We start from the raw sequence: 19,123 nt of genomic DNA, 5'->3' as shown, positions 1-19,123 counted from the left end.
TAATTTACGCCAGATCTTGTCCAAGAGATGGGGAGTAGCTCAGCTCGAGGTTCAGCAAATGCATGTGGGACATCGCCATGACACAGTTCGAAACCGCACAGGCTTTCTTCGATGCCTGCGAAACCGGAAAAGGTTGGGACGTCTGCAAGGCCTGGTGCACGGAAGATGCGACCTTCGTGTGCCAGGCGGACGCGCTGGCCGAAACCAGGACGCTTGCCGAGTATTGCGAGTGGATGAAAGGCCTTCTGACCCCATTGCCCGACGGACAGTACATGCTGACCTCTTTCGCAATGGACGAGGTGCGCGGCACCGCCGTGGCAACGGCCGAGTTCCAGGGCACGCATACGGGACCGGGCGGGCCGGTGGCGCCGACCGGCAGGGTCGTGGTGTCGGACTATGCCTATGTCATGCAATTTGACGGCGACAGAATCGTCCATATGACCAAGATCTGGAACGACGTGGCGGCGCTGCGCGGGCTCGGCTGGGCGTAATGCGCTGGCGCATCCTTGCCTTGTTGTTTCTTGCCCGCATCGGGATGGGGTTTCAGTTCCAGACCCTGGCCTCGGTGGGCGACGGCCTGATCGCCGCCTTCGGACTGGACTACGCAGGCGTTGGCCTGCTGATCGGGCTGTTCATGGCGCCGGGGCTGATCCTGGCCTTGCCGGCGGGGTACCTTGGGCGGCTGATTTCCGATCGCGACATGGCGGTTCTGGGCCTCATGGCGTTGGCCGTCGGCGGGATCATCTCGGCGCTTGCGGGCGGCAGCACCGGCATCGGGGTCGGACGTGTGGTCGCGGGGATCGGCTTCCTCATCATCAATCTCTATTTCACCAAGATGGTCGTCGACTGGTTCGAGGGCCGCGAGATCGCAACAGCGATGAGCATCCTGGTGATGTCCTGGCCCTTCGGCATCGCGATGGGGCAGGTCGGGCATGCCTGGCTGGCAGAGGTCCATGGCTGGCGGGCACCGTTTCAGACCGCATCCGTCTATTGTCTGCTCGCGGCGGTGGCCGTTTACGTCTTCTATCGCGCGCCCGGCGGCCTGCCTGCCGCAAAATCCGACGGCGCGGCGCGACTTACCCGGCAAGAGTGGATCCTGGTGTTCTGTGCCAGCGGGGCCTGGGGCGTCTTTAATGCGGCCTATGTGACCTATCTGTCCTTCGGCCCAAAGGTACTGGAGGACCTCGGACAGACGGCCATCGCCGCCGCGGGCATCATCAGTGTCGGAAGCTGGCTGATGATCGGCTCGGGCGCGGTTTGCGGTCAGATCGTGGATCGGCTTGGCCACCGCAATCTTGTCCTGACGGTCTGCATGGCGGCGGCCGTGATCGCCCTTTGGATGCTGAGTTACCCCGGCGCCGGACTTGCGGCCAGCCTGCTCTTCGGTCTGGTCGGGATGGCGCCCGCCGGTGTCATAATGGCGCTTGCCGGTCTGGCGCTGCGCCCTCACGTCCGCGCCTTCGGGATGGGGGTCTTTTTCACGATCTACTATGCGATCATGCTTGCCACGCCCCCCGCCGCCGGAGCCATCCTGGATGCAACGGGGCGCCCGGAGGGACCGATCTGGCTGGCCATGGTCCTCTTCGCCAGTGTCGTGCCCTTCGCGGTTGCGTTCAAATTCTTCAAGGCAAATGAAATCAGGCCTGCCCGAATATAGGCGGCGCTGCTGGCGTTCGAGGGGGAGGGGAGGGCAAGCGCGGCTTTCACGCTGCCCGGCTGTCCAATCCTGCTTGTCTGCCAGCCAAAAGCGTCACGGCCAAAGCATCCAGATGTAGGCGCAATAGCCTGCGATCAGGACGGCTCCCTCCCGACGTGCGATGCGAAGCCCTGTCGCGGCAAAGAGCAAGAGAAGCAGCGAAACGGCCACCATCAGCGGCGCGTCGAAACGGGCGATCTCCTCCGGGACATTCGACGGAGCGATGAGGGCGGTCGTCCCGCCGATACCGAGAAGGTTGTAGATGTTGGAGCCCACAACGTTGCCGAATGCCACATCCCCCTGCCGTTTCAGGGCCGCGATGACCGACGTCACAAGCTCCGGCATAGAGGTGCCCACGGCAACGATCGTCAGGCCTATGACGGTTTCCGAGATGCCGAAGCCGCGGGCGAGTGCCACGGCTCCGTTCACCAGGAAAGAGCCTCCGGCGACGACCAGCGCGAGCCCTGCGAGAGCGGTCAGCAGGGGAACAATCAGACCCTGCCCGGCATGAGGCGGTGCAATTCCGGGGTCCGCCTCGGCAAGGGCAAGGCTTTTGTCGTGCAGCGCACCGCCGTCTGCGGCCGCCTTCTCCTGCTGGATCACGTACCAGATGTATCCGACCAGCAGGGCAATAAGGCCCGCGCCCAGGATACGGCCCATCGGGACCAGTGCGGCCAGCAGAGCAAAGGCAACGGTCGCCGCCAGCATCACGGCCGCATCCCTGCGCAGCGCCGAGCGCGCCACGACAATCGGGCAGATCAGGGCCGAGGCGCCGGCAATCAGCAGCATGTTGGCAATGTTCGAGCCCACGATATTGCCGAAGGCGATCCCGGGGGATCCGTTGAGCCCCGCCTGAACCGAGGTCACGAGTTCCGGCATCGATGTGCCGAAGCCGACAAGGGTCAGGCCGATCACCAGCGGCGAAATCCCCATCCGCTCGGCCGCCTTGACGGCACCGCGTACCAGCAATTCCCCACCGACGACCAACAGCACGAGCCCGCCCAGAAGTGACAGCCAGGCTTCCATGGTGGTCCTCCTTCCCTGGTTTCAAACCGAGGTTCTTCGTCAGGGAGAGGTGGAGCGCGCAGGCAGGTTCGGCAAGTCGGCGGCCTCGCTATTTCTTGCTGCGCCGCCCCGGGGACCCTGATCGTCCGGGCTCCGCTGACCGGGGGTGGATCAGGTCAGATAGGCAGGGCCAACCGGCCACGCCGATCAGAGCATCCCGGCCGCCCTGGGCAACCAGAGCGAGATCGCGGGGACAAAGGTCAGAAGCAGAAGGACGGCGATCAGCAGGGCCAGGAAGATCCATGTCTCGCGGATCATCTCGGCGACGGGAATGCCGTTCAGGGCTTTGATGATGAACAGCAGGATGCCGTAAGGGGGCGTGATGAGACCGATCATCATGTTGAACACCAGCACGATGCCAAGGTGGTTCAGATCGATCCCCATCGCCGCCGCGGTCGGAATGAACAGCGGGGTCACGACCAGCATGATGGTCGAAACATCCAGCACGCAGCCCATGGCCAGGTAGAGCAGGTTCAGCAGCAGCAGGAACGTGACCACGTTCAGGTCCATTCCCTCGAACAGGGCGAAGACGGCCTGGGGGACGCGCTCGACGGTGATGACGTAGTTGAAAATGAAGGCCCCGCACAGGATCAGGGTCACCACCGCCGTCGTGCGTACCGTGCTGAGCACCACCTGGAACAATTCGCGCGGTCCCAGCACGCGATAGGCGAAACTGGCCAAAAGCAATGCATAGAAGGCCGAGACGGCAGCGGCTTCGGTGGGCGTGAAGGCGCCCGAATAGATGCCTCCCAGCAGGATGACGGGCATGAGCAGCGCCGGCAGGGCGCGCAGGAAGACCATCGGAAAGGCCCGCCACGGGATCGCGTCTTCCACCGGGAACCCGCGGACCTTGGCCATGATCATCACCGCCACGGCCAGCACGGTGCAGACCAGAATGGCGGGCACGACACCTCCGAGGAACAGCGCCCCCACCGAGGTCGATGAGATCAGCGCGTAAAAGACCATCGGGATCGACGGGGGAAAGATCGGGCCGACGACGGCCGAGGTGGCCGTCATCGCGCCGGCGAAGCCGGGCGGGTAACGTCCGTCCTTCATCATCATGCCGGTGATGACCTTGCCGACGCCGGCCGCGTCCGATATCGCCGAGCCGCTCATGCCCGAGAAGATCAGGGATGTCAGGATGTTCACCTGGGCCAGCCCGCCGGGCATGCGCCCGACGACCGCCAGGGCGAAGGTCAGCAACCTGTCAGAGACCTTGCCGGCATTCATGATGTTGGCGGCGAAGATGAACAGCGGAACCGCCAGGGCGACAAAGTTGCCGAAGACCCCGTTCAGCACGTTCTCGGCTGCGAGACCCACGTCGCGGCCCGCCATGAACAGGTAGAAGATGCTCGAGACGATCATGGATGCGCCGATCGGGAGGCCGGTCACCGTGGTGGCCACCAGAATGACGAGCATCAGGATCAGGGCATTGTCGGCAAAGAATTCCATGAGGTCGGGACCGTTTCAGTTCTGTTCCTGCCACCGCGGGCCGAAAAGGGTGACAAGACGCGCCACGGCCTGGATCGTGAACCCCACCAGGAACAGCATGTAACAGCCATAGATCAGGTGCATGGGCAGGCGAAGCACGGGGCTTTTCTTGCGCGTCAGGAAGTCAAGGTAATCCCAGGTGGCCGGGATCAGGAGGACGAATGCGATGATCAGCATCGTCATGGAAAAGATGTCGAACAGTCTCTGGGTTCGCGGCGACACGACGTCGTAGACAACTTCGAAAGAGACATGTTCGCGGATCGGAACCAGGAAAGCTGCTGCCCAGAACACGGTCCAGATGAAGGCAATCATGGTGAATTCTTCGGTCCACCGCAGCGGATCGTTGAGAGCATAGCGGTAGAAGATCTGGGCGACGAACCCGCAGAACGCGGTCAGGAAAAGCGCCACCCCGATCCAATCGGCCGCCTGCTTGAGCAGGCGGCCGGTCTTCACCAGTGTTTTCCGCGTCACGACGCCGGCCATCCGGGATCAGTCGGCCAGCGCGTTGATCTTCTCGACCCAGCCCTCGGGCCAGTCGGCCGAGCGCGGACTGTCGAAATAGACCTGCTGAACATGGCTGCGGAAGGCGTCCACATCGGGGGTCGAGACCTTGAGGCCTGCTTCTTCGAAGAACGCGGACAGACGCTCTTCTTCAGAGATCCTCTGCGCGTTGTTCCATTCGCAGGAAGCCGCCGCGGCCTCTGTGACGGCTTGCTTCTCGTCGTCGTTCAGCTTGTCCCAGGTCTCGTTGTTGATGGCCACGTTGATGGCGTCCACCAGGTGGCTGGTCAGAACGATCTGGTCGGTGACCTCGTAGAATTTCGCGGCCTCGACCGTCGGAAGCGGGTTGTCCTGCGCATCGATGGTGCCGGTCTGAAGCCCCAGGTAGACCTCGCCGAAGGGCAGGGGCGTCGGGCTGGCGCCCAGGGCCTCGCCCAGGAACAGCCAGGCATCCGACCCGGGCATCCGAAGCTTCACGCCATCCAGATCCGCCGGCGTGCTGATGGCCTTGTCGCCGCGCAGGTTCAGCTGTCGCGTGCCCAGGTAGCAGGGCGCCAGCAGCTGGATGTCCATCTCGTCCGAGACGGTCTGCTTGAACTCCGTTCCCAGGTCGGAGGCGAGAAACGCCTCGTAGTGGTCGGGGTTCTGGAACAGGTAGCCGGCGGTCAGCAGGCTGTAGGCCGGGATCGCATCCGCGATCAGCTGGTACGAGACATAGGTCATCTCGGCGTTGCCGCGCTGAAGCGCATCCAGGTCCGCGCCCTGTGCGAACAGCGACCCGGAATCGTAGAGCTGGATATCGAAGCGGTCGGGCATCGAGGTTTCCAGCGTTTCCTTGAACACCTGCATCGCGCGGGTGTGAATGTCGCTCGGCACCGACGGAACCGTGTACTTCAGTTCGATCTGGTCCTGCGCGAACGCCGGGGCCGACAGCATGGTGCTGCTCGCCAGGGCGATGAGAATGTGTCGTGTCATGGTGCTCCTCCCATGTTGCATTGAAGGGCCGATCCAGATCGGCGTCCTCTCGGTTCCCGAAGCGACTTTACGGACAGACCCGGCTGATGTAAACACTGATTGTATCAGTTATCGGATCACTGATCATACTGCTCATTGATCCACCAGAGCGAGGACTATCAATGCCCGGCCCAGCAGACCTTTGCGGCGTTATCGGAGCGGCAATCACCCCGGTCACGGCAGATTTCGAAATCGACGCCCCCCGCTTGCAGGCCCATTGCGAAACCATGCGGGCGCAGGGCTGCATCATGACCTCGGTCTTCGGCACGACCGGGGAAGGCGCGTCCTTCTCGACCGATCAGAAGCTGGCCGCCCTGGCCGCGATGAAGGCCGCAGGCATGGACATGTCGCGCCAGGTGCCGGGGGTGATCGCCTCTTCGCTGGATGATGCGGCGCGCCTGGCGCGCGGGTATGCCGACCTGGGCTGCCGCGCGGTGCTGGTGTTGCCGCCGTTCTACTACGCCTATGATGCGCCCGGTGGGCTGGGCGATTTCTATGCGGCTCTGGTCGCCCGGGCCGGCGTGCCCGACCTCCAGATCCTGCTTTACAACTTTCCCGCCTTCAGCGGGCTGCTCTTCACCCCGGACCGCGTGCGCGAGGTCATGGACAGGGTGGGCGACAGGATCATCGGCATCAAGGATTCCACTGGCGACCTGGCTGCGGGCAAGACCCTGATCCAGAACTTTCCCGACCTGGCGATCTTTACCGGGGATGACCGTATCCTCCGGCGCATGGTGCAGGCGGGCGGGGCCGGCATGATCGGCGGCCTGCCAAATGCATTTCCCGCGGATTGCGCGGCCCTGCCGGACACGCCCGACGACGCCGCGCTTCAAGCCACGGCCAGGCGCCGCATTGAAACGGTCGACGGCCATGGCGGCCTGGTTGCGCTCAAGGGGCTGGTCGCGCGGCTCTACGACGATCCTGCCTTCGCCCGGACCGTGCCTCCGCTGCGGCCCATGGCGAAGGACGATCTGGACCGGATCGGGACGGCCCTGCTGGATGTCTGCCACGCATCCGGCTGAGGCGGGTGTCCGAACTTAAGGGAGGATCGACAATGGCACGCCGGCCGAACAATACGAACGGATCCACGCCGCACACGAGCGTGCGCCAGACCGGCTACGAGCTGTTCCAGGACGCCTTGCTGGACGGACGGCTGAAACCGGGCCAACTGGTCAGCCAGCGCGATCTCGTCGATCTTCTGAACCTGTCGATCGGGGCCCTGCGCGAATTGCTGCCCCGGCTCCAGGCCGAGGGGCTCGTCGTGGTGATGCCCCAGCGCGGCATCCAGATCCTCTCGATCGATCTGCCGATGATCCGGGATGCCTTTCAGATGCGCGCGGCGCTCGAGCGCGAGGCGGTGCTGTTTGCCGTGCGCAGGATGCCGGATGAAACGCTCGCCGCTCAGCGCGAGCTGCACGAGACCATCCTGACCGAGATCCGGACGGCGCCCTCCGACGACAGCCTGCAGCGCGGTCAGGACATCGACAGCGGCTTTCACCAGGCGCTGATCCAGGCCACCGGCAACGAGTTGATGATGCAGGCCTACAACATCAACTTCATCCGGATCCGTCTGATCAAGCTCGACCGGATCCGCCTGAACCGCGATATCCTGCCCACGGCCTTTGCCGAGCATTTCGCGATCATCGAGGGCATCCTGTCCCGCGACCCGGTGACGGCCATGCAGGCGATGGATGCGCATATCGCTCATGCGCGGGACAGGGCGATGGAGCTCTGACATGACGAACGGCACAGCGACCGGGCCGATGCGCCCGACCCAGCTGAGGTGCGAACACCTGTCCACGGCCCGGGGCCTCAATACCGCATGTCCGCGCTTTGGATGGGCCCTTGACGGCAGCGGTGGATACATGACGGCCTGGCGCATCGTGGCGGGTCGCGACCGCGATGCGGTGGCCGCAGGACATGGCGATCTGTGGGACAGTGGGAAAAGCCCGGCCGACGGCCGGCGACTGCTGCCCTGGGGGGGCGCCCCCCTGCCATCCGACCTGCATTTCTGGTGGAGCGTGCAGGTCTGGGATGAAACGGACGCGGTGTCGGAGCTTGCCGATCCCGCCGAGGTCTTCACCGGCCTTGGGCCCGAAGACTGGCGGGCGGACTGGATCGGCCGCTATTTCGTGCTGCCCGCCGGGCGCGAGGTCCCGCAGGACAACCAGTACGACAACCGGTTCCAGGCCCGCCCGGCGGATTACCTGCGGCGCGAAGTCATCCTGCCGGCCCGCCCGGTGCGCGCGACAGCCTATGTCTCGGCGCTTGGACTGTACGAGCTTTACATCAACGGGCAGCGTATCGGCAAAGACGTCATGGCGCCGGGCTGGACCGACTACCACAAGCGGGTCGAATACCAGGTGCACGACGTGACCGGCGCAGTCCGGGACGGAGCGAATTGTGTCGGCGCGATCCTGGGCGAAGGGTGGTATTGCGGCCGTATCGGCCACAACCAGCGCCGCGCGGGCAACCACTATGGCGGCCGGCCGGCGCTGCTGTGCCAGATCCACCTGGACTATGCCGACGGCCGGCGCGAGATCCTGGCAAGCGATGCGGACTGGCAGACCCGGCAGGGGCCGATCTGCTATTCGGATTTCCTGGCCGGAGAACATTACGACGCGCGGCTGGAGCTGGGCGATTGGGCCAGTCCGGGGCACGACACGTCACGATGGCAGCCGGTGGAATGCATCCTCCCGGAACCGGGGCTGCCGGGGCTTGACGCCGCGCGCATCCAGCCGTCGCGGGAAACCGAGCGGTTCACGCCCGCCGCCATCATGACCGCCCCTGACGGCGAACGGATATTCGATTTCGGCCAGAACATCGCGGGCTATTGCGAGATGACCGTCGAGGCCCCTGCGGGCACGGTCTTCCGGTTGCGCCACGGGGAACGGCTGACCGAGGATGGCGCGCTTTACACGGCGAATCTGCGCTACGCTGTGTCCGAGGACATCTACGTGGCGAAGGGCGGTGGCCCCGAGACGTTCAAGCCGCGTTTCACCTTCCACGGGTTCCAGTACGCGGGGCTGACGATCGAGGGCGACGCGCCGGAACCGGCCCTGACCGCCATCGCGATCCAGACCGCCACGCCCCCGGCCGGGCGGATGGAGACCGGGCATCCGATGGTCAACCGGCTGCTGAGCAATATCGAATGGGGCCAGCGCGGGAATTTCCTGGCCGTGCCGACCGACTGCCCGCAGCGTGACGAACGCTATGGCTGGACCGCCGACGCCCAGGTCTTCTGGCGAACGGCTGGTTACGTCGCGGATGTCTCGGCCTTCCTGACCAAGTGGATGGAGGACCTGATCGACGGGCAATCGCCCGATGGTGCCTTTCCGGATGTCGCGCCGACCAAGCCTCTCAATCCATATCGCCTGACGCCCCAGCCCGGGGCGCCGGCCTGGGGCGACGGGCCGATAATCATGGCATGGCATCACTGGCTGCGCTACGGCGACAGGGACCTGCTGGATCGCTGCTGGGGGCCTTTCACCGCGTGGATGTCCTACATCGAGCGGCATAACCCCGACGGCATACGCCGCAACGCGGTGCACAACAATTACGGCGACTGGCTGAGCATCGGACCCGCGACCGACCGGGCGCTTGTCGCGACCGCCTACTGGGTCCACCTGGCCGATCTCATGGCCGGGATCGCCGTGGCCACGGATCGTGACATCGAGCCCTGGCGGACACTTGGAACCCGGCTGAGGAGGGCCTTTCGCGACGCGTTCCTGGCTGACGGCCGGCTGTCCGGCGATACCCAGTCCGCCTATCTGATGGCGCTGGATTTCGACCTTTTGGAGCCCGACGATCGTCCGCGCGCCGCCACGCGTCTGATGGAGCTGATCGACGCCGCCGGCGGACATCTTCAGACCGGCTTCATCGGTGTGCGCCACCTGTGCCCCGTCCTGTCGGACAACGGCTATCCCGAGGCGGCTGTCGCGTTGCTGCTGAAGGACACCTATCCCAGCTGGGGCTTTTCCATCAGGCACGGCGCCACGACGATCTGGGAACGTTGGGATGGCTGGACCCCTGAGGCCGGGTTTCAGTCCACGGCGATGAATTCCTTCAACCACTATTCTTACGGGGCCGTGGGCGAATGGATCTGGGCGCGGCTGGCCGGGATCGACTGGGACCCGGCGGCACCGGGGTTCGCGCGCCTGATCATGCGCCCGATCTTCGATCGGCGCATCGGCCATGTCGAGGCCAGCTACATGGCCCACACCGGCGAGATATGCAGCGCCTGGCACTATGACGAGGGGGACAGGATCCTGTGGACGGTCTGCCTGCCACCCGACGTGACGGCGCGGGTCGTGCTGCCCGACGGGCTGACCGCCGATGGCATCGACATGGGCACAGGGCTGGACCTGCCTCCGGGGCGGACCGAATTGGCAATATGTCCGGCCTAGGGCCGGGTGACAGGAGAAGAGGACAAAGTGCCCAGCTATATAGGTATCGACGTCGGCACGGGCAGCGCCCGCGCCGGGGTCTTCGACACGGACGGACGGCTTCTGGCCACACGTGCCTGTGCCATCACCACCTATCGGCCCGAGCCTGATTTCGCCCAGCAAAGCTCGGCCGAGATATGGGCCGCCGTGACCACGGCTGTCCGGGCCGCGCTTGAAGCCGCAGGCGTCACCGGCGGCGAGATTCGCGGCATCGGCTTCGACGCGACATGTTCACTGGTGGTGTCCGACGCCACCGAGGCCCCGGTCTCGATCGACCGGAAGGGTGCCGCGGATCAGGACGTCATCCTGTGGATGGATCACCGCGCCATCGCAGACGCCGAGGCCATCAACGCCATCGGTGGCCTGCCGCTGAAACACGTGGGCGGCACGATCTCGCCCGAGATGGAATTGCCCAAGCTGCGCTGGCTCAAGCGTGAAATGCCCCGGGCCTGGTCCCGTGCGGAGAGTGTGCGCGACCTGCCGGACTGGCTGGTGCATCGGGCCAGCGGCGGCGATGTCCGGTCGCTTTGCTCGACGGTCTGCAAGTGGACCTACCTTGGGCACAAGGGGCTGAACGGCGAAGGCTGGGACGACGATTTCCTGCGCGCCATCGGGCTCGAGGACCTGGTCGCGCCGGGCTACCCGGCCATCGGGGCCAAGCTGGCTGCGCCTGGCACCCCGTGCGGAGGCGTCAGCGACAGGGCCGCCGCCGAGCTGGGCGTGCCGGCGGGCACACCTGTCGCCGCGAGCCTGATCGACGCCTATGCCGGCGCGCTTGGCACGCTGGCGGTGGCGCGCGCGCCCGATGATCCCATATCGGCGCGGCTTGCGGTTATCGCCGGCACGTCGACCTGCCATATCGCGGTGTCCGGGGACCCCGTCTTCGTGCCCGGGGTCTGGGGCCCGTATTACGGGGTGATGCTCCCTGATCTCTGGGCGCTGGAAGGGGGGCAGTCGGCCGCCGGCGCCTTGCTGGATGCCGTCATCGCGCGCCATTCGGCCTCGGGCGCTCTGGCCGAGACGGCCGGCACGCGCGGTGTTCGGGTCACGGATCTGCTTGACGACTTGCTTGCCGGCATGGCCGGAGAGACGGCCATGCTGACCGCCGGGCGCCACGTGCAGCCCGATTTCCACGGCAACCGGTCTCCGCTTGCCCAGCCCTGGCGCAAGGGCGCGATCACGGGGCTGACGCTGGACACGGGGGCCGAGGACCTGGCGCTGGACTACCTGGCCACCCTGCAGGCGCTGGCCTATGGCACGCGCCACATCATCGAGGAGATGCGTGCGGCCGGCGCGCCTGTCGACACGCTGGTCGTCAGCGGCGGCCTGGCCCGCAACACTTTGTTCCTGCGCGAGAATGCCGACGCCACGGGCTGTCGCGTCATCGTGCCCGATCAACCCGAACCCGTCCTTCTGGGCTGTGCCATGCTGGCCGCCGTCGCCGCCGGCGACCGTCCCGACCTGGAAACGGCCATGAGCGACATGTGTGGCGGTGGCACTGTCGTCTCTCCGCGGGGCGGCGCCGTCCGGGAGTATCACGACCGCAAGTACAGGGTCTTCCGGCAGATGCAGGACGACTTTGCGCGCTACACCAGACTGATGGAAGAAGACCAATGACCGAGATCACACTTGTCGCCAGTGGCGACCTTCGCGAAAGCGCAAACGTCCAGTGCTGGCCGGCCCAATCCCAGATGGAGGCCAGCCTGGCCCGGGTCCTGGCGGGCATGGGGCATACCGTCAGGCGGGCACATCCGGTCAAGGAAGAGCTTGGACACGGCTTCATTGCCAGCCAGCGTGAAGGCATGGATGTCTTTGCGGGGATCGACCCGGACGCCCCCCTGATCGTCGCCGAAGCCGTCTGGCAATATTCGCACCACGTGCTGCCCGGCCTGACGACCCACCGCGGGCCGATCCTGACGCTGGCCAACTGGGCGGGCGAATGGCCGGGGCTTGTCGGGCTGCTCAACCTGAACGGGTCGCTGACCAAGGCCGGCATCGCCTATTCCTCGCTGTGGTCGGAAACCTTCGATGACGCGTTCTTCCTGTCGGGCCTGCGCGAATGGCTCGACACCGGGCGCATCACCCACGATACCAGCCACGCAACCGCGTTCAGCGGCGGCGCCGGCCCGGATGCCGCGCTTGTCGACGGCATTGCCGCAGACCTGCGTGACAGGAAAATCATCCTTGGCGTCTTCGATGAAGGCTGCATGGGCATGTACAATGCAATCGTCCCCGACGAGCTGATGATGCCCATGGGCATGTTCAAGGAACGACTGTCGCAATCCGCGCTGTACCACGCCACCCTGCAGGTTCCGACCGAAGAGGGCCGCGCGGTCTACGACTGGCTTGTCGATCGTGGCATGACCTTCCACCTCGGCACCGACCCGGCCACCGAACTGACCGAGGACCAGGTGATCGACCAGTGCCGCATGTACATCGCGGCGGTCCGGCTGGCGGATCAGTTCGGCTGCGAGGCCATCGGCATACAATACCAGCAGGGCCTGAAGGATCTTCTGCCGGCCTCCGACCTTGTCGAGGGCATGCTGAACACCGATGACCGCCCCGACGTGACCCGCGCCGACGGCAGCGTCATCCGCCAGGGCCAGGCGATTGTCCATTTCAACGAGGTGGACGAATGCGCCGGGATCGACGGTATCCTCACAAATCGGGTGCATCGCGCGCTCGGCCAGCCGGTCGAGACGACACTGCACGATCTGCGCTGGGGCGGGCCGGACCTGTCGGGGGCGCATGAAGACTACGTCTGGGTGTTCGAGATCTCCGGAGCCGCGCCGGCGGCGCATCACCCGGGCGGCTGGGCCGGCTCGGAAAGCCTGCGCCAGCCGCCGATGTTCTTCCCTGCCGGGGGCGGGACACTCAAGGGCTATGCCAAGCCCGGCGAGATCGTGTGGTCGCGGGTCTTCGTCGAAGGCGGGCGGCTGAAGATGGACATCGGCCGGGGGCAGGCTGTCGCGCTGCCGCCCGAGGAACAGGAACGGCGCTCGCGCGCGACCAACCCGGAGTGGCCGATCATGAACGCGGTCCTGACCGGTGTCACGCGCGACCAGATGATGGCCCGGCACAAGGCAAATCACGTCCAGGTCGTCTATGCCACGGGACCTGCCGAAGCAGACCGGGCGCTGCGTGTGCGCGCCGCGCTGGCGGCGAAACTCGGCATCGAGGTGACCTGCTGCGGTATTTCCGCCTGACCGGCAGGCGCAGCCGGCCACTGTGGCGAGACGGGGATCGCCGGAACAGCGATCCCCGACATGGCGTCTCCGTGTTCCGTCAAGAAAGCCGCGCCTGCAACCTTCGGCCAGGCGGTCTGCATCCTGTCCTCCGGATGGCCGGCATCGGCGACCGGGTCGTGCGTCAGAGTTCGGCGGGCGTCTTCTCTTCCGTCTCGTCGCCTCTCGCCGAGAGGAAATGCCCGACCCCCTGCAGGGCAGGGATGTGTTCGCAGAACGTGCGCAGGGCAACCAGCAGCGGCGTCGCCACGAGCATGCCGACAACGGACCACAGCCAGGCGAAAAAAGTCACCGACAGGAACACGACCACCGTGTTCAGCCTCAGGTTTCGGCCCACGAAATAGGGTGTCGCGAACTGCCCCTCGATCGAGGTCAGGGCGAAGTAGACACCGCCCACCAGAAGCGCCTCCTGCGCCAGGTCCAGCGAGACGAAGGCGACCATGGTGGCGACGCCCACCCCGATGATGGCGCCGAGATAGGGGATGAAATTCAGCAGGAAGCCCAGGACGCCGAAGAGTATCGGATTGGGCATGCCGAACCAGTACATCGCCAGCCCGATCGACATGCCCAGGCAGGCGTTGATCAGGGTGATGGTGAACAGGTAGCGAGACAGCTTGCGCTCGATGTCGTAGGCGATCTGAATGGCCTGCCGTTTGTCCCGAAAGGTCGGCAGGACATACACGAGCTTTTCGTAGAACATGTCCCCCGAGGCCAACAAGAAGAACATCAGGATCAGCGTGAACACGATCTGAGCGATGACCCATGGCAGGCTCAACGCATAGGCCAGCAGCCCGGTGTCCTCTTCGACACGGACCCGCTGCACGCCCGGTTCTTCCTCCTGCTCGCGGGGGCTGGTGATTTCGTCGACCTGCTGGGCGGCCTTCTGGACGCCTTCGGTCACTTCCCTGAGATCATCCATCTTCTCGCGGATCTCGAAGCCGATCATCGGCGCCCGATCCACCCAGGTCTTGACGGGTCCGGACAGGCTTATCGCACCGGCAAGCAGCAGGGACAGCAACGTGGTGACGATCAGTCCGGCGGCGATCCCCGGGGCGATGCCCCATCGTGCCAGTTTCCGGCGCACCGGCGCGAAGACCAGCTGCAGAAGCACGGCCAGGACGACCGGCATCAGGAACGACCGTGCATAGGCTGCCGAGCCGACCAGCATTATCAGGAAAATCCCGATCACAGCCCAGCGTGGCGCAAAGTTAAGGTGGCGATTGGCGGCCGGTTCTGGCGGTTCGCTTCCGGCCGGATTGTCGCTCACGTCAGTCTCCTCGCACCGGAGGCGCGATCAATTGTATGGAAGTGGAATATCGTCTCAACAACCTCATGTAGCCCGCAAAGTTCCACGTTTTTTCCGTCCGGTAGGAGGTATCGAAAGACACTGGCTGCGGCACCGGGGGCGGATCGCGTCGGTGATTGACGAAATGCTATCCGGTCGGGTGGCTCAAGGCCAGCGTGGACATTATGATCCCGGAGCGCGAGGGGCGGGGGCCGCGCCGTCGCCGGACAATTGGTCCGGTCTGGCCGGACGGTCCTTCAGAAATGCCTGCATTCGCCCGCGACTTTCGGCGCCCCATGTGACGCCGACCGCGGGCTTGTGCATCATGCGCCGGGGCGCGCGCCGTGCGCGCCCGTACGACAGCACCAGACCGGCGGCTTCAGGCCTCAGACCTGGGCAAGTCCCGGGGCTGGCACGCAAGATGCTCCGGGCCCACCTCGGTGAACTTCGGAGCGCCCAGCTGTCCCAGAGCGCGGTTCAGCTCCAGTTTCAGGATCTCCATCGCGCGCTGCGCGCCGCGCTCTCCTCCTGCGCCGACACCGAAGGCAAGCGCCCTGCCGGCGAAGGCGAATTCCGCGCCAAGCGCCCTGGCCCGCAAGAGGTCCGCGCCGCGGCGGATGCCGCTGTCGACGATGACCGTCATGCGCCCGGCGACTGCCTCGGATATGGCCGGAAGAACCTGGGCTGTCGGCGGGCCAAAGGCCACCTGGCGACCGCCATGATTGGACACCACGATCCCGTCGCATCCGGCCCGCGCGCAGGCGTCGGCGTCAGCCGGGTGCAGGATACCCTTGACCAGCAGCTTTCCACGCCAGCGCTCCCGCAGCTTTTTCAGGCTCTCCCAGGAAAAGCCGGGGGTGATCAGGGTCTTCTGGACGTCGGCATAGGATGTCGCCGATTGCAGAAGATCGGCATAATTGGCGATGTTGGGCTTGCCGTGCACCAGGGTTTCCAGCGACCAGCGCGGGTGGGTCGCCAATCCCAGGGCAACCTCCGGCGTGATCCGGAATGGCACGGCCAGCTGGTTGCGGATGTCGCGGTCGCGTTTGCCGGCCGCGGGGACATCGGCGGTCACGATCATCACCTCGTAGCCCGCCGCCTCCGCGCGGGAAATCAGCCCCTCGGTCACCGCGCCGTCGCTGGAGACGTAGAGCTGGAACCATCCGTTGCCGTCCGCCGCCTCGGCCAGCTTTTCCAGCGTCGTGGATGCGGCCGAGGAGGCGACGTAGGGGATGTTTTCCCGCTTGCACAGCCGCGCCAGCGTCAGGTCGGCGCCGGGCCAGAAGGCGTTGAGCATCCCGATGGGCGCCATGCCCATGGGCGCATCGAAGGTCTGACCCATCAGCGTGGTGCGGGTGTCGATGTCCGAGACATCCACCATGTAGCGCGGGACAAGCTCGACCTCTTCGAAGGCCGCGCAGTTTCGGCGCAGGTTGCGTTCGGATTCCGCGCCCCCGTCGACCAGATCGAAGGCAAAGCGCGGGATGCGCCGCCGGGCCATGCGGCGCAGGTCGTCGATGGAGGCGGCACGATCGAGGCGCATCAGATCGACCACCCGCCATCCACGGCAAAGGCCTGCCCGGTGGTGAAGCCGGCCATGTCGCTTGCAAGGTAGCAGACCATCTCGGCAATTTCCTCCGGTTTGCCGAGGCGGCCCATGGGCTGGCGCGCGGTGAAGGCGGCCAGCGCCTTGTCGAAATCGCCGGTGGCGCGCAGCCGGTCTTCGAGTGACGGGCTTTGCACCGTGCCGGGACAGATCGCGTTGCAGCGGATGCCATCCTGGACGAAATCCGCCGCAATGGATTTCGTCATCCCGATGATCGCGGCCTTGGAGGCGCCGTAGGCAAAGCGGCGCGGTGCACCCTTTTCGCTGGAGACGATGGACGCGATGTTGACGATCGACCCCTGTCCTTTCTCCAGCATCCCCGGCAGGACGGCTTTCGTCAGGCGGTACATGGCGCGGGCGTTCAGGTCGAAGGACCTGTCCCAGGCGGCCTCGTCGCAGTCCAGGATGCTGCCGTCATGCACCCAGCCGGCACAATTCACGAGAATGTCCACGGGCGGCAGGGAGTTGACGAGAGCAGCGACGGCATCCGCGTCAAGCACGTCGAGCGGCTGGGCGGTGATCCCGCCCGTGGAGGCCGCCAGCCGGTCCAGCCCGTCTGCGTCGATATCCGTGGCGATGACGGTGGCGCCGCGCGCGGCCAGCGCCTCGGCCGAGGCGCGGCCGATCCCGTTGGCGGCGGCGGTGACAAGGGCGGTCCTGCCCCGAAGCGATTGATCCATGATGTCCTCCCTCACCGTGCGAGCCAGCCGCCGTCCACCGTCACGCAACTGCCGTGGCAGTAGGCGGCGGCGTCGGAGGCCAGGAACACGGCCGCGCCCGCGATCTCAGACGGCTCGGCGAAGCGCCCGGCCGGGATGCGGTCGAGCAGCGCTTGGGAGCGGTCCGGGTCGTCGCGCAGCGCCTGCGTGTTGTCGGTTGCGGTATAGCCGGGCGCGATGGCGTTGACGTTCACGCCATGCGGCGCCCATTCGTTGCACAGCGCCTTGGTCAGGCCCAGCACCGCATGTTTGGAGGACGCGTAGGCCGGGACGCGCAGGCCGCCCTGCGATCCCAGTACGGACGACACGATGACGATCTTACCCGAGCCCTGCGCCACCATGCGGACCCCGGCCGCCTGTGACAGCAGCCAGACGGAATCGAGGTTGACGGAGGTCACGCGCCGCCAGTCGTCCAGCGCCATCTCTGTCGAGTCCGCGCGGTGGATGATGCCTGCGTTGTTGACCAGGATGTCCAGCCCGCCAAGGGCATCGGCGGCGCCGTCGATCACGTCACGCGCGGCTGCCTCGTCCATGCCGATGAAATCCGCATGGACCGGGACGGCCCGTCGCCCGAACGACTGGATCGCGGCTGTCGTCTCTTCGGGCTGGTGGCTTCGGTAGGTCAGCGCCACGTCGGCCCCGGCGGCGGCAAGGGCAAGGGCGATGCCCTCGCCGATGCCTGTGGCGCCGCCGGTGACCAGGGCCTTGCGGCCGGAGAGGTCGAACGGATTGGCCATCGTTCAGTACCGGTTCGCGATGGGCAGATCTTCGGCAGGGAAGAGCGAGATCACCTCGCAGCCGGTCTCCGTGACGACGACCTCTTCCTCGATCCGCGCGGCCGAATAGCCGTCCGTCGCCGGGCAATAGGTTTCCAGCGCAAAGACCATGCCGGTCTGGATCTCCATCGGATGATCCAGAGACACGGCACGCGAGATGATCGGGCGTTCATGCAGCGCAAGGCCCAGCCCGTGACCGAATTGCAGGCCAAAGGCCGCGTCCTCGTTCGGGAAGCCGAGGCTCTCGGCGGTCGGCCAGACCTCGGCCACCTTGTCGGTGGTCACGCCCGGTTTGATCATCGCGATGGAGGCGTCGATCCATTCGCGCGCCTTGACGTAGGCATCGTTCTGCGACGGTGTCGCGCGACCGACGTTGAAGGTCCGGTAATAACAGGTGCGATAGCCCTGATAAGACTGCAGAATGTCAAAGAACGCCTGATCGCCGGGGCGGATCAGCCTGTCGGTGAAATTATGCGGATGCGGGTTGCAGCGCTCGCCGGAAATGGCGTTGATCGCTTCCACGTCGTCCGAACCCATCTCGTAGAGCAGCTTGTTGGACATGGCGACGATGTCGTTCTCGCGCACGCCCGGCTTCAGCTCTTCGTAGATCATGTGATAGACCCCATCGACCATCGAGGCCGCCTGGGTCAGCAGCTGGATTTCGTCCCAGTTCTTGATCTCGCGCGCGGCCAGCATGATCTGCTGACCGTCGACCACGTTGATGCCCTCTTCCTTCAGGGCATGGAACATGGCGGTTTCGGCATAATCCACCCCGACCGGCATGTCGGCCATGCCGGCATCCTTGATCAGCTGGGCGATCATCTTGGCATATTTCTGCATCAGCCCGAATTCGGGCGGGATCGTGCCGCGCATGCCGACCACACCGGCCAGGCAATGGTCGGGCTCCAGCCAGTCGGAATGGCGCTTGTGATGCACCGCGGCCGAGCCGAAATCCCAGACATAAGGGGAATCGTCGCCGGTCAGCAGGCAGAAGCGGCACATCTTGTCCCGCTCCCATTCGCCGATCTTGGTTGCGGTGACATAGCGGATGTTGTTGACATCAAAAAGCAGCAGCGACCCGGCCTTGGAATTCTGCAGGGATTGCCGGGTGCGCGCCAGCCGGTAGCGGCGCAGGCGGTCATGGTCGATGCGGCGTTCGAAATCGACCGAGGTATGGCCCCAGGCGGGCAGGCGTTCGCGCCATTCCCAGTTGGGTTCAAGATCCTGGGGGGTCAGCAGGTTGGGCATCAATGCGCGTGACATCAGAAAGCTCCTCCGGG

Annotated in this window: 16 protein-coding genes; 7 read left to right on the top strand and 9 right to left on the bottom strand. The window is 65.6% G+C overall.

The window, feature by feature from the left end; translation table 11 throughout:
- Window positions 1-77 precede the first annotated feature (77 nt).
- Window positions 78-491 (top strand): ester cyclase, encoded by a 414-nt coding sequence (locus ATO3_RS21920; RefSeq protein WP_088652051.1) that lies wholly within the window; start codon window positions 78-80, stop codon window positions 489-491.
- On the top strand, window positions 491-1,657 hold the full coding sequence (locus ATO3_RS21915; protein ID WP_088652042.1) for an MFS transporter: 1,167 nt from the start codon (window positions 491-493) through the stop codon (window positions 1,655-1,657). Before ATO3_RS21920 ends, ATO3_RS21915 begins: the two co-directional genes overlap by 1 nt.
- 93 nt (window positions 1,658-1,750) lie before the next feature.
- Here ATO3_RS21915 and ATO3_RS21910 read toward each other — a convergent pair whose 3' ends face one another.
- From ATO3_RS21910 to ATO3_RS21895, 4 genes are all read right to left on the bottom strand, one after another.
- On the bottom strand, window positions 1,751-2,722 hold the full coding sequence (locus ATO3_RS21910; protein WP_088652041.1) for a calcium/sodium antiporter: 972 nt from the start codon (window positions 2,720-2,722) through the stop codon (window positions 1,751-1,753).
- 186 nt (window positions 2,723-2,908) lie between these two features.
- The gene (locus tag ATO3_RS21905) at window positions 2,909-4,213 is read right to left on the bottom strand and encodes a TRAP transporter large permease (protein ID WP_088652040.1); all 1,305 of its coding nucleotides are present in this window, start codon (window positions 4,211-4,213) and stop codon (window positions 2,909-2,911) included.
- Window positions 4,214-4,228: 15 nt separating this feature from the next.
- Window positions 4,229-4,723 carry a TRAP transporter small permease gene (locus ATO3_RS21900; protein ID WP_233152256.1) on the bottom strand — a complete coding sequence of 165 codons (495 nt, stop codon included), beginning with the start codon at window positions 4,721-4,723 and terminating at the stop codon, window positions 4,229-4,231.
- A gap of 18 nt (window positions 4,724-4,741) precedes the next feature.
- Entirely contained in the window at window positions 4,742-5,728 is a 987-nt protein-coding gene (locus tag ATO3_RS21895; RefSeq protein WP_233152255.1) for a sialic acid TRAP transporter substrate-binding protein SiaP, read from the bottom strand.
- A gap of 161 nt (window positions 5,729-5,889) precedes the next feature.
- Here ATO3_RS21895 and ATO3_RS21890 point away from each other — a divergent pair, with 161 nt between their 5' ends.
- The 5 genes from ATO3_RS21890 to ATO3_RS21870 are packed head-to-tail and all read left to right on the top strand — an operon-like array spanning window position 5,890 to window position 13,418.
- The gene (locus tag ATO3_RS21890; protein ID WP_088652037.1) at window positions 5,890-6,789 is read left to right on the top strand and encodes a dihydrodipicolinate synthase family protein; all 900 of its coding nucleotides are present in this window, start codon (window positions 5,890-5,892) and stop codon (window positions 6,787-6,789) included.
- Between the two features lie 32 nt (window positions 6,790-6,821).
- Window positions 6,822-7,502 (top strand): GntR family transcriptional regulator, encoded by a 681-nt coding sequence (locus tag ATO3_RS21885; protein WP_088652036.1) that lies wholly within the window; start codon window positions 6,822-6,824, stop codon window positions 7,500-7,502.
- Between the two features lies 1 nt (window position 7,503).
- The gene (locus ATO3_RS21880; RefSeq protein WP_158218037.1) at window positions 7,504-10,173 is read left to right on the top strand and encodes an alpha-L-rhamnosidase; all 2,670 of its coding nucleotides are present in this window, start codon (window positions 7,504-7,506) and stop codon (window positions 10,171-10,173) included.
- 27 nt (window positions 10,174-10,200) lie between these two features.
- Window positions 10,201-11,829 (top strand): FGGY-family carbohydrate kinase, encoded by a 1,629-nt coding sequence (locus ATO3_RS21875; protein ID WP_088652034.1) that lies wholly within the window; start codon window positions 10,201-10,203, stop codon window positions 11,827-11,829.
- Window positions 11,826-13,418, top strand: a complete 1,593-nt coding sequence (locus tag ATO3_RS21870) for a fucose isomerase (protein WP_088652033.1) — start codon at window positions 11,826-11,828, stop codon at window positions 13,416-13,418. Before ATO3_RS21875 ends, ATO3_RS21870 begins: the two co-directional genes overlap by 4 nt.
- Window positions 13,419-13,581: 163 nt before the next feature.
- Here the strand turns inward: ATO3_RS21870 and ATO3_RS21865 are convergent, their stop codons facing one another.
- The 5 genes from ATO3_RS21865 to ATO3_RS21845 all read right to left on the bottom strand — a co-directional run bounded on the left by ATO3_RS21865 (window position 13,582) and on the right by ATO3_RS21845 (window position 19,106).
- Window positions 13,582-14,724 carry an AI-2E family transporter gene (locus ATO3_RS21865; RefSeq protein ID WP_198963336.1) on the bottom strand — a complete coding sequence of 381 codons (1,143 nt, stop codon included), beginning with the start codon at window positions 14,722-14,724 and terminating at the stop codon, window positions 13,582-13,584.
- A gap of 397 nt (window positions 14,725-15,121) precedes the next feature.
- Complete coding sequence (locus ATO3_RS21860; RefSeq protein ID WP_233152254.1) at window positions 15,122-16,285, bottom strand: alpha-hydroxy acid oxidase; 1,164 nt, start codon at window positions 16,283-16,285, stop codon at window positions 15,122-15,124.
- Window positions 16,285-17,028 (bottom strand): SDR family oxidoreductase, encoded by a 744-nt coding sequence (locus ATO3_RS21855; protein WP_088652031.1) that lies wholly within the window; start codon window positions 17,026-17,028, stop codon window positions 16,285-16,287. Before ATO3_RS21855 ends, ATO3_RS21860 begins: the two co-directional genes overlap by 1 nt.
- Window positions 17,029-17,039: 11 nt before the next feature.
- The gene (locus ATO3_RS21850) at window positions 17,040-17,804 is read right to left on the bottom strand and encodes a glucose 1-dehydrogenase (protein ID WP_088652030.1); all 765 of its coding nucleotides are present in this window, start codon (window positions 17,802-17,804) and stop codon (window positions 17,040-17,042) included.
- Window positions 17,805-17,807: 3 nt separating this feature from the next.
- Window positions 17,808-19,106 carry a M24 family metallopeptidase gene (locus ATO3_RS21845; RefSeq protein WP_088652029.1) on the bottom strand — a complete coding sequence of 433 codons (1,299 nt, stop codon included), beginning with the start codon at window positions 19,104-19,106 and terminating at the stop codon, window positions 17,808-17,810.
- Between the last annotated feature and the right edge of the window lie 17 nt (window positions 19,107-19,123).

Origin of the sequence: Marinibacterium profundimaris, assembly GCF_002210095.1 — a bacterium.
Taxonomy (GTDB): Bacteria; Pseudomonadota; Alphaproteobacteria; order Rhodobacterales; family Rhodobacteraceae; genus Marinibacterium; species Marinibacterium profundimaris.
The sequence above is the reverse complement of the archived record's forward strand: the minus strand, read 5'-3'. Positions and strand labels throughout refer to the sequence as shown.

Coding starts and splice junctions, on each gene's coding strand:
- ATO3_RS21920 (WP_088652051.1), top strand. CDS start 78: ATGACACAGTTCGAAACCGCACAGGCTTTCTTCGATGCCTGCGAAACC.
- ATO3_RS21915 (WP_088652042.1), top strand. CDS start 491: ATGCGCTGGCGCATCCTTGCCTTGTTGTTTCTTGCCCGCATCGGGATG.
- ATO3_RS21910 (WP_088652041.1), bottom strand. CDS start 2,722: ATGGAAGCCTGGCTGTCACTTCTGGGCGGGCTCGTGCTGTTGGTCGTC.
- ATO3_RS21905 (WP_088652040.1), bottom strand. CDS start 4,213: ATGGAATTCTTTGCCGACAATGCCCTGATCCTGATGCTCGTCATTCTG.
- ATO3_RS21895 (WP_233152255.1), bottom strand. CDS start 5,728: ATGACACGACACATTCTCATCGCCCTGGCGAGCAGCACCATGCTGTCG.
- ATO3_RS21890 (WP_088652037.1), top strand. CDS start 5,890: ATGCCCGGCCCAGCAGACCTTTGCGGCGTTATCGGAGCGGCAATCACC.
- ATO3_RS21885 (WP_088652036.1), top strand. CDS start 6,822: ATGGCACGCCGGCCGAACAATACGAACGGATCCACGCCGCACACGAGC.
- ATO3_RS21880 (WP_158218037.1), top strand. CDS start 7,504: ATGACGAACGGCACAGCGACCGGGCCGATGCGCCCGACCCAGCTGAGG.
- ATO3_RS21870 (WP_088652033.1), top strand. CDS start 11,826: ATGACCGAGATCACACTTGTCGCCAGTGGCGACCTTCGCGAAAGCGCA.
- ATO3_RS21860 (WP_233152254.1), bottom strand. CDS start 16,285: ATGCGCCTCGATCGTGCCGCCTCCATCGACGACCTGCGCCGCATGGCC.
- ATO3_RS21855 (WP_088652031.1), bottom strand. CDS start 17,028: ATGGATCAATCGCTTCGGGGCAGGACCGCCCTTGTCACCGCCGCCGCC.
- ATO3_RS21850 (WP_088652030.1), bottom strand. CDS start 17,804: ATGGCCAATCCGTTCGACCTCTCCGGCCGCAAGGCCCTGGTCACCGGC.
- ATO3_RS21845 (WP_088652029.1), bottom strand. CDS start 19,106: ATGTCACGCGCATTGATGCCCAACCTGCTGACCCCCCAGGATCTTGAA.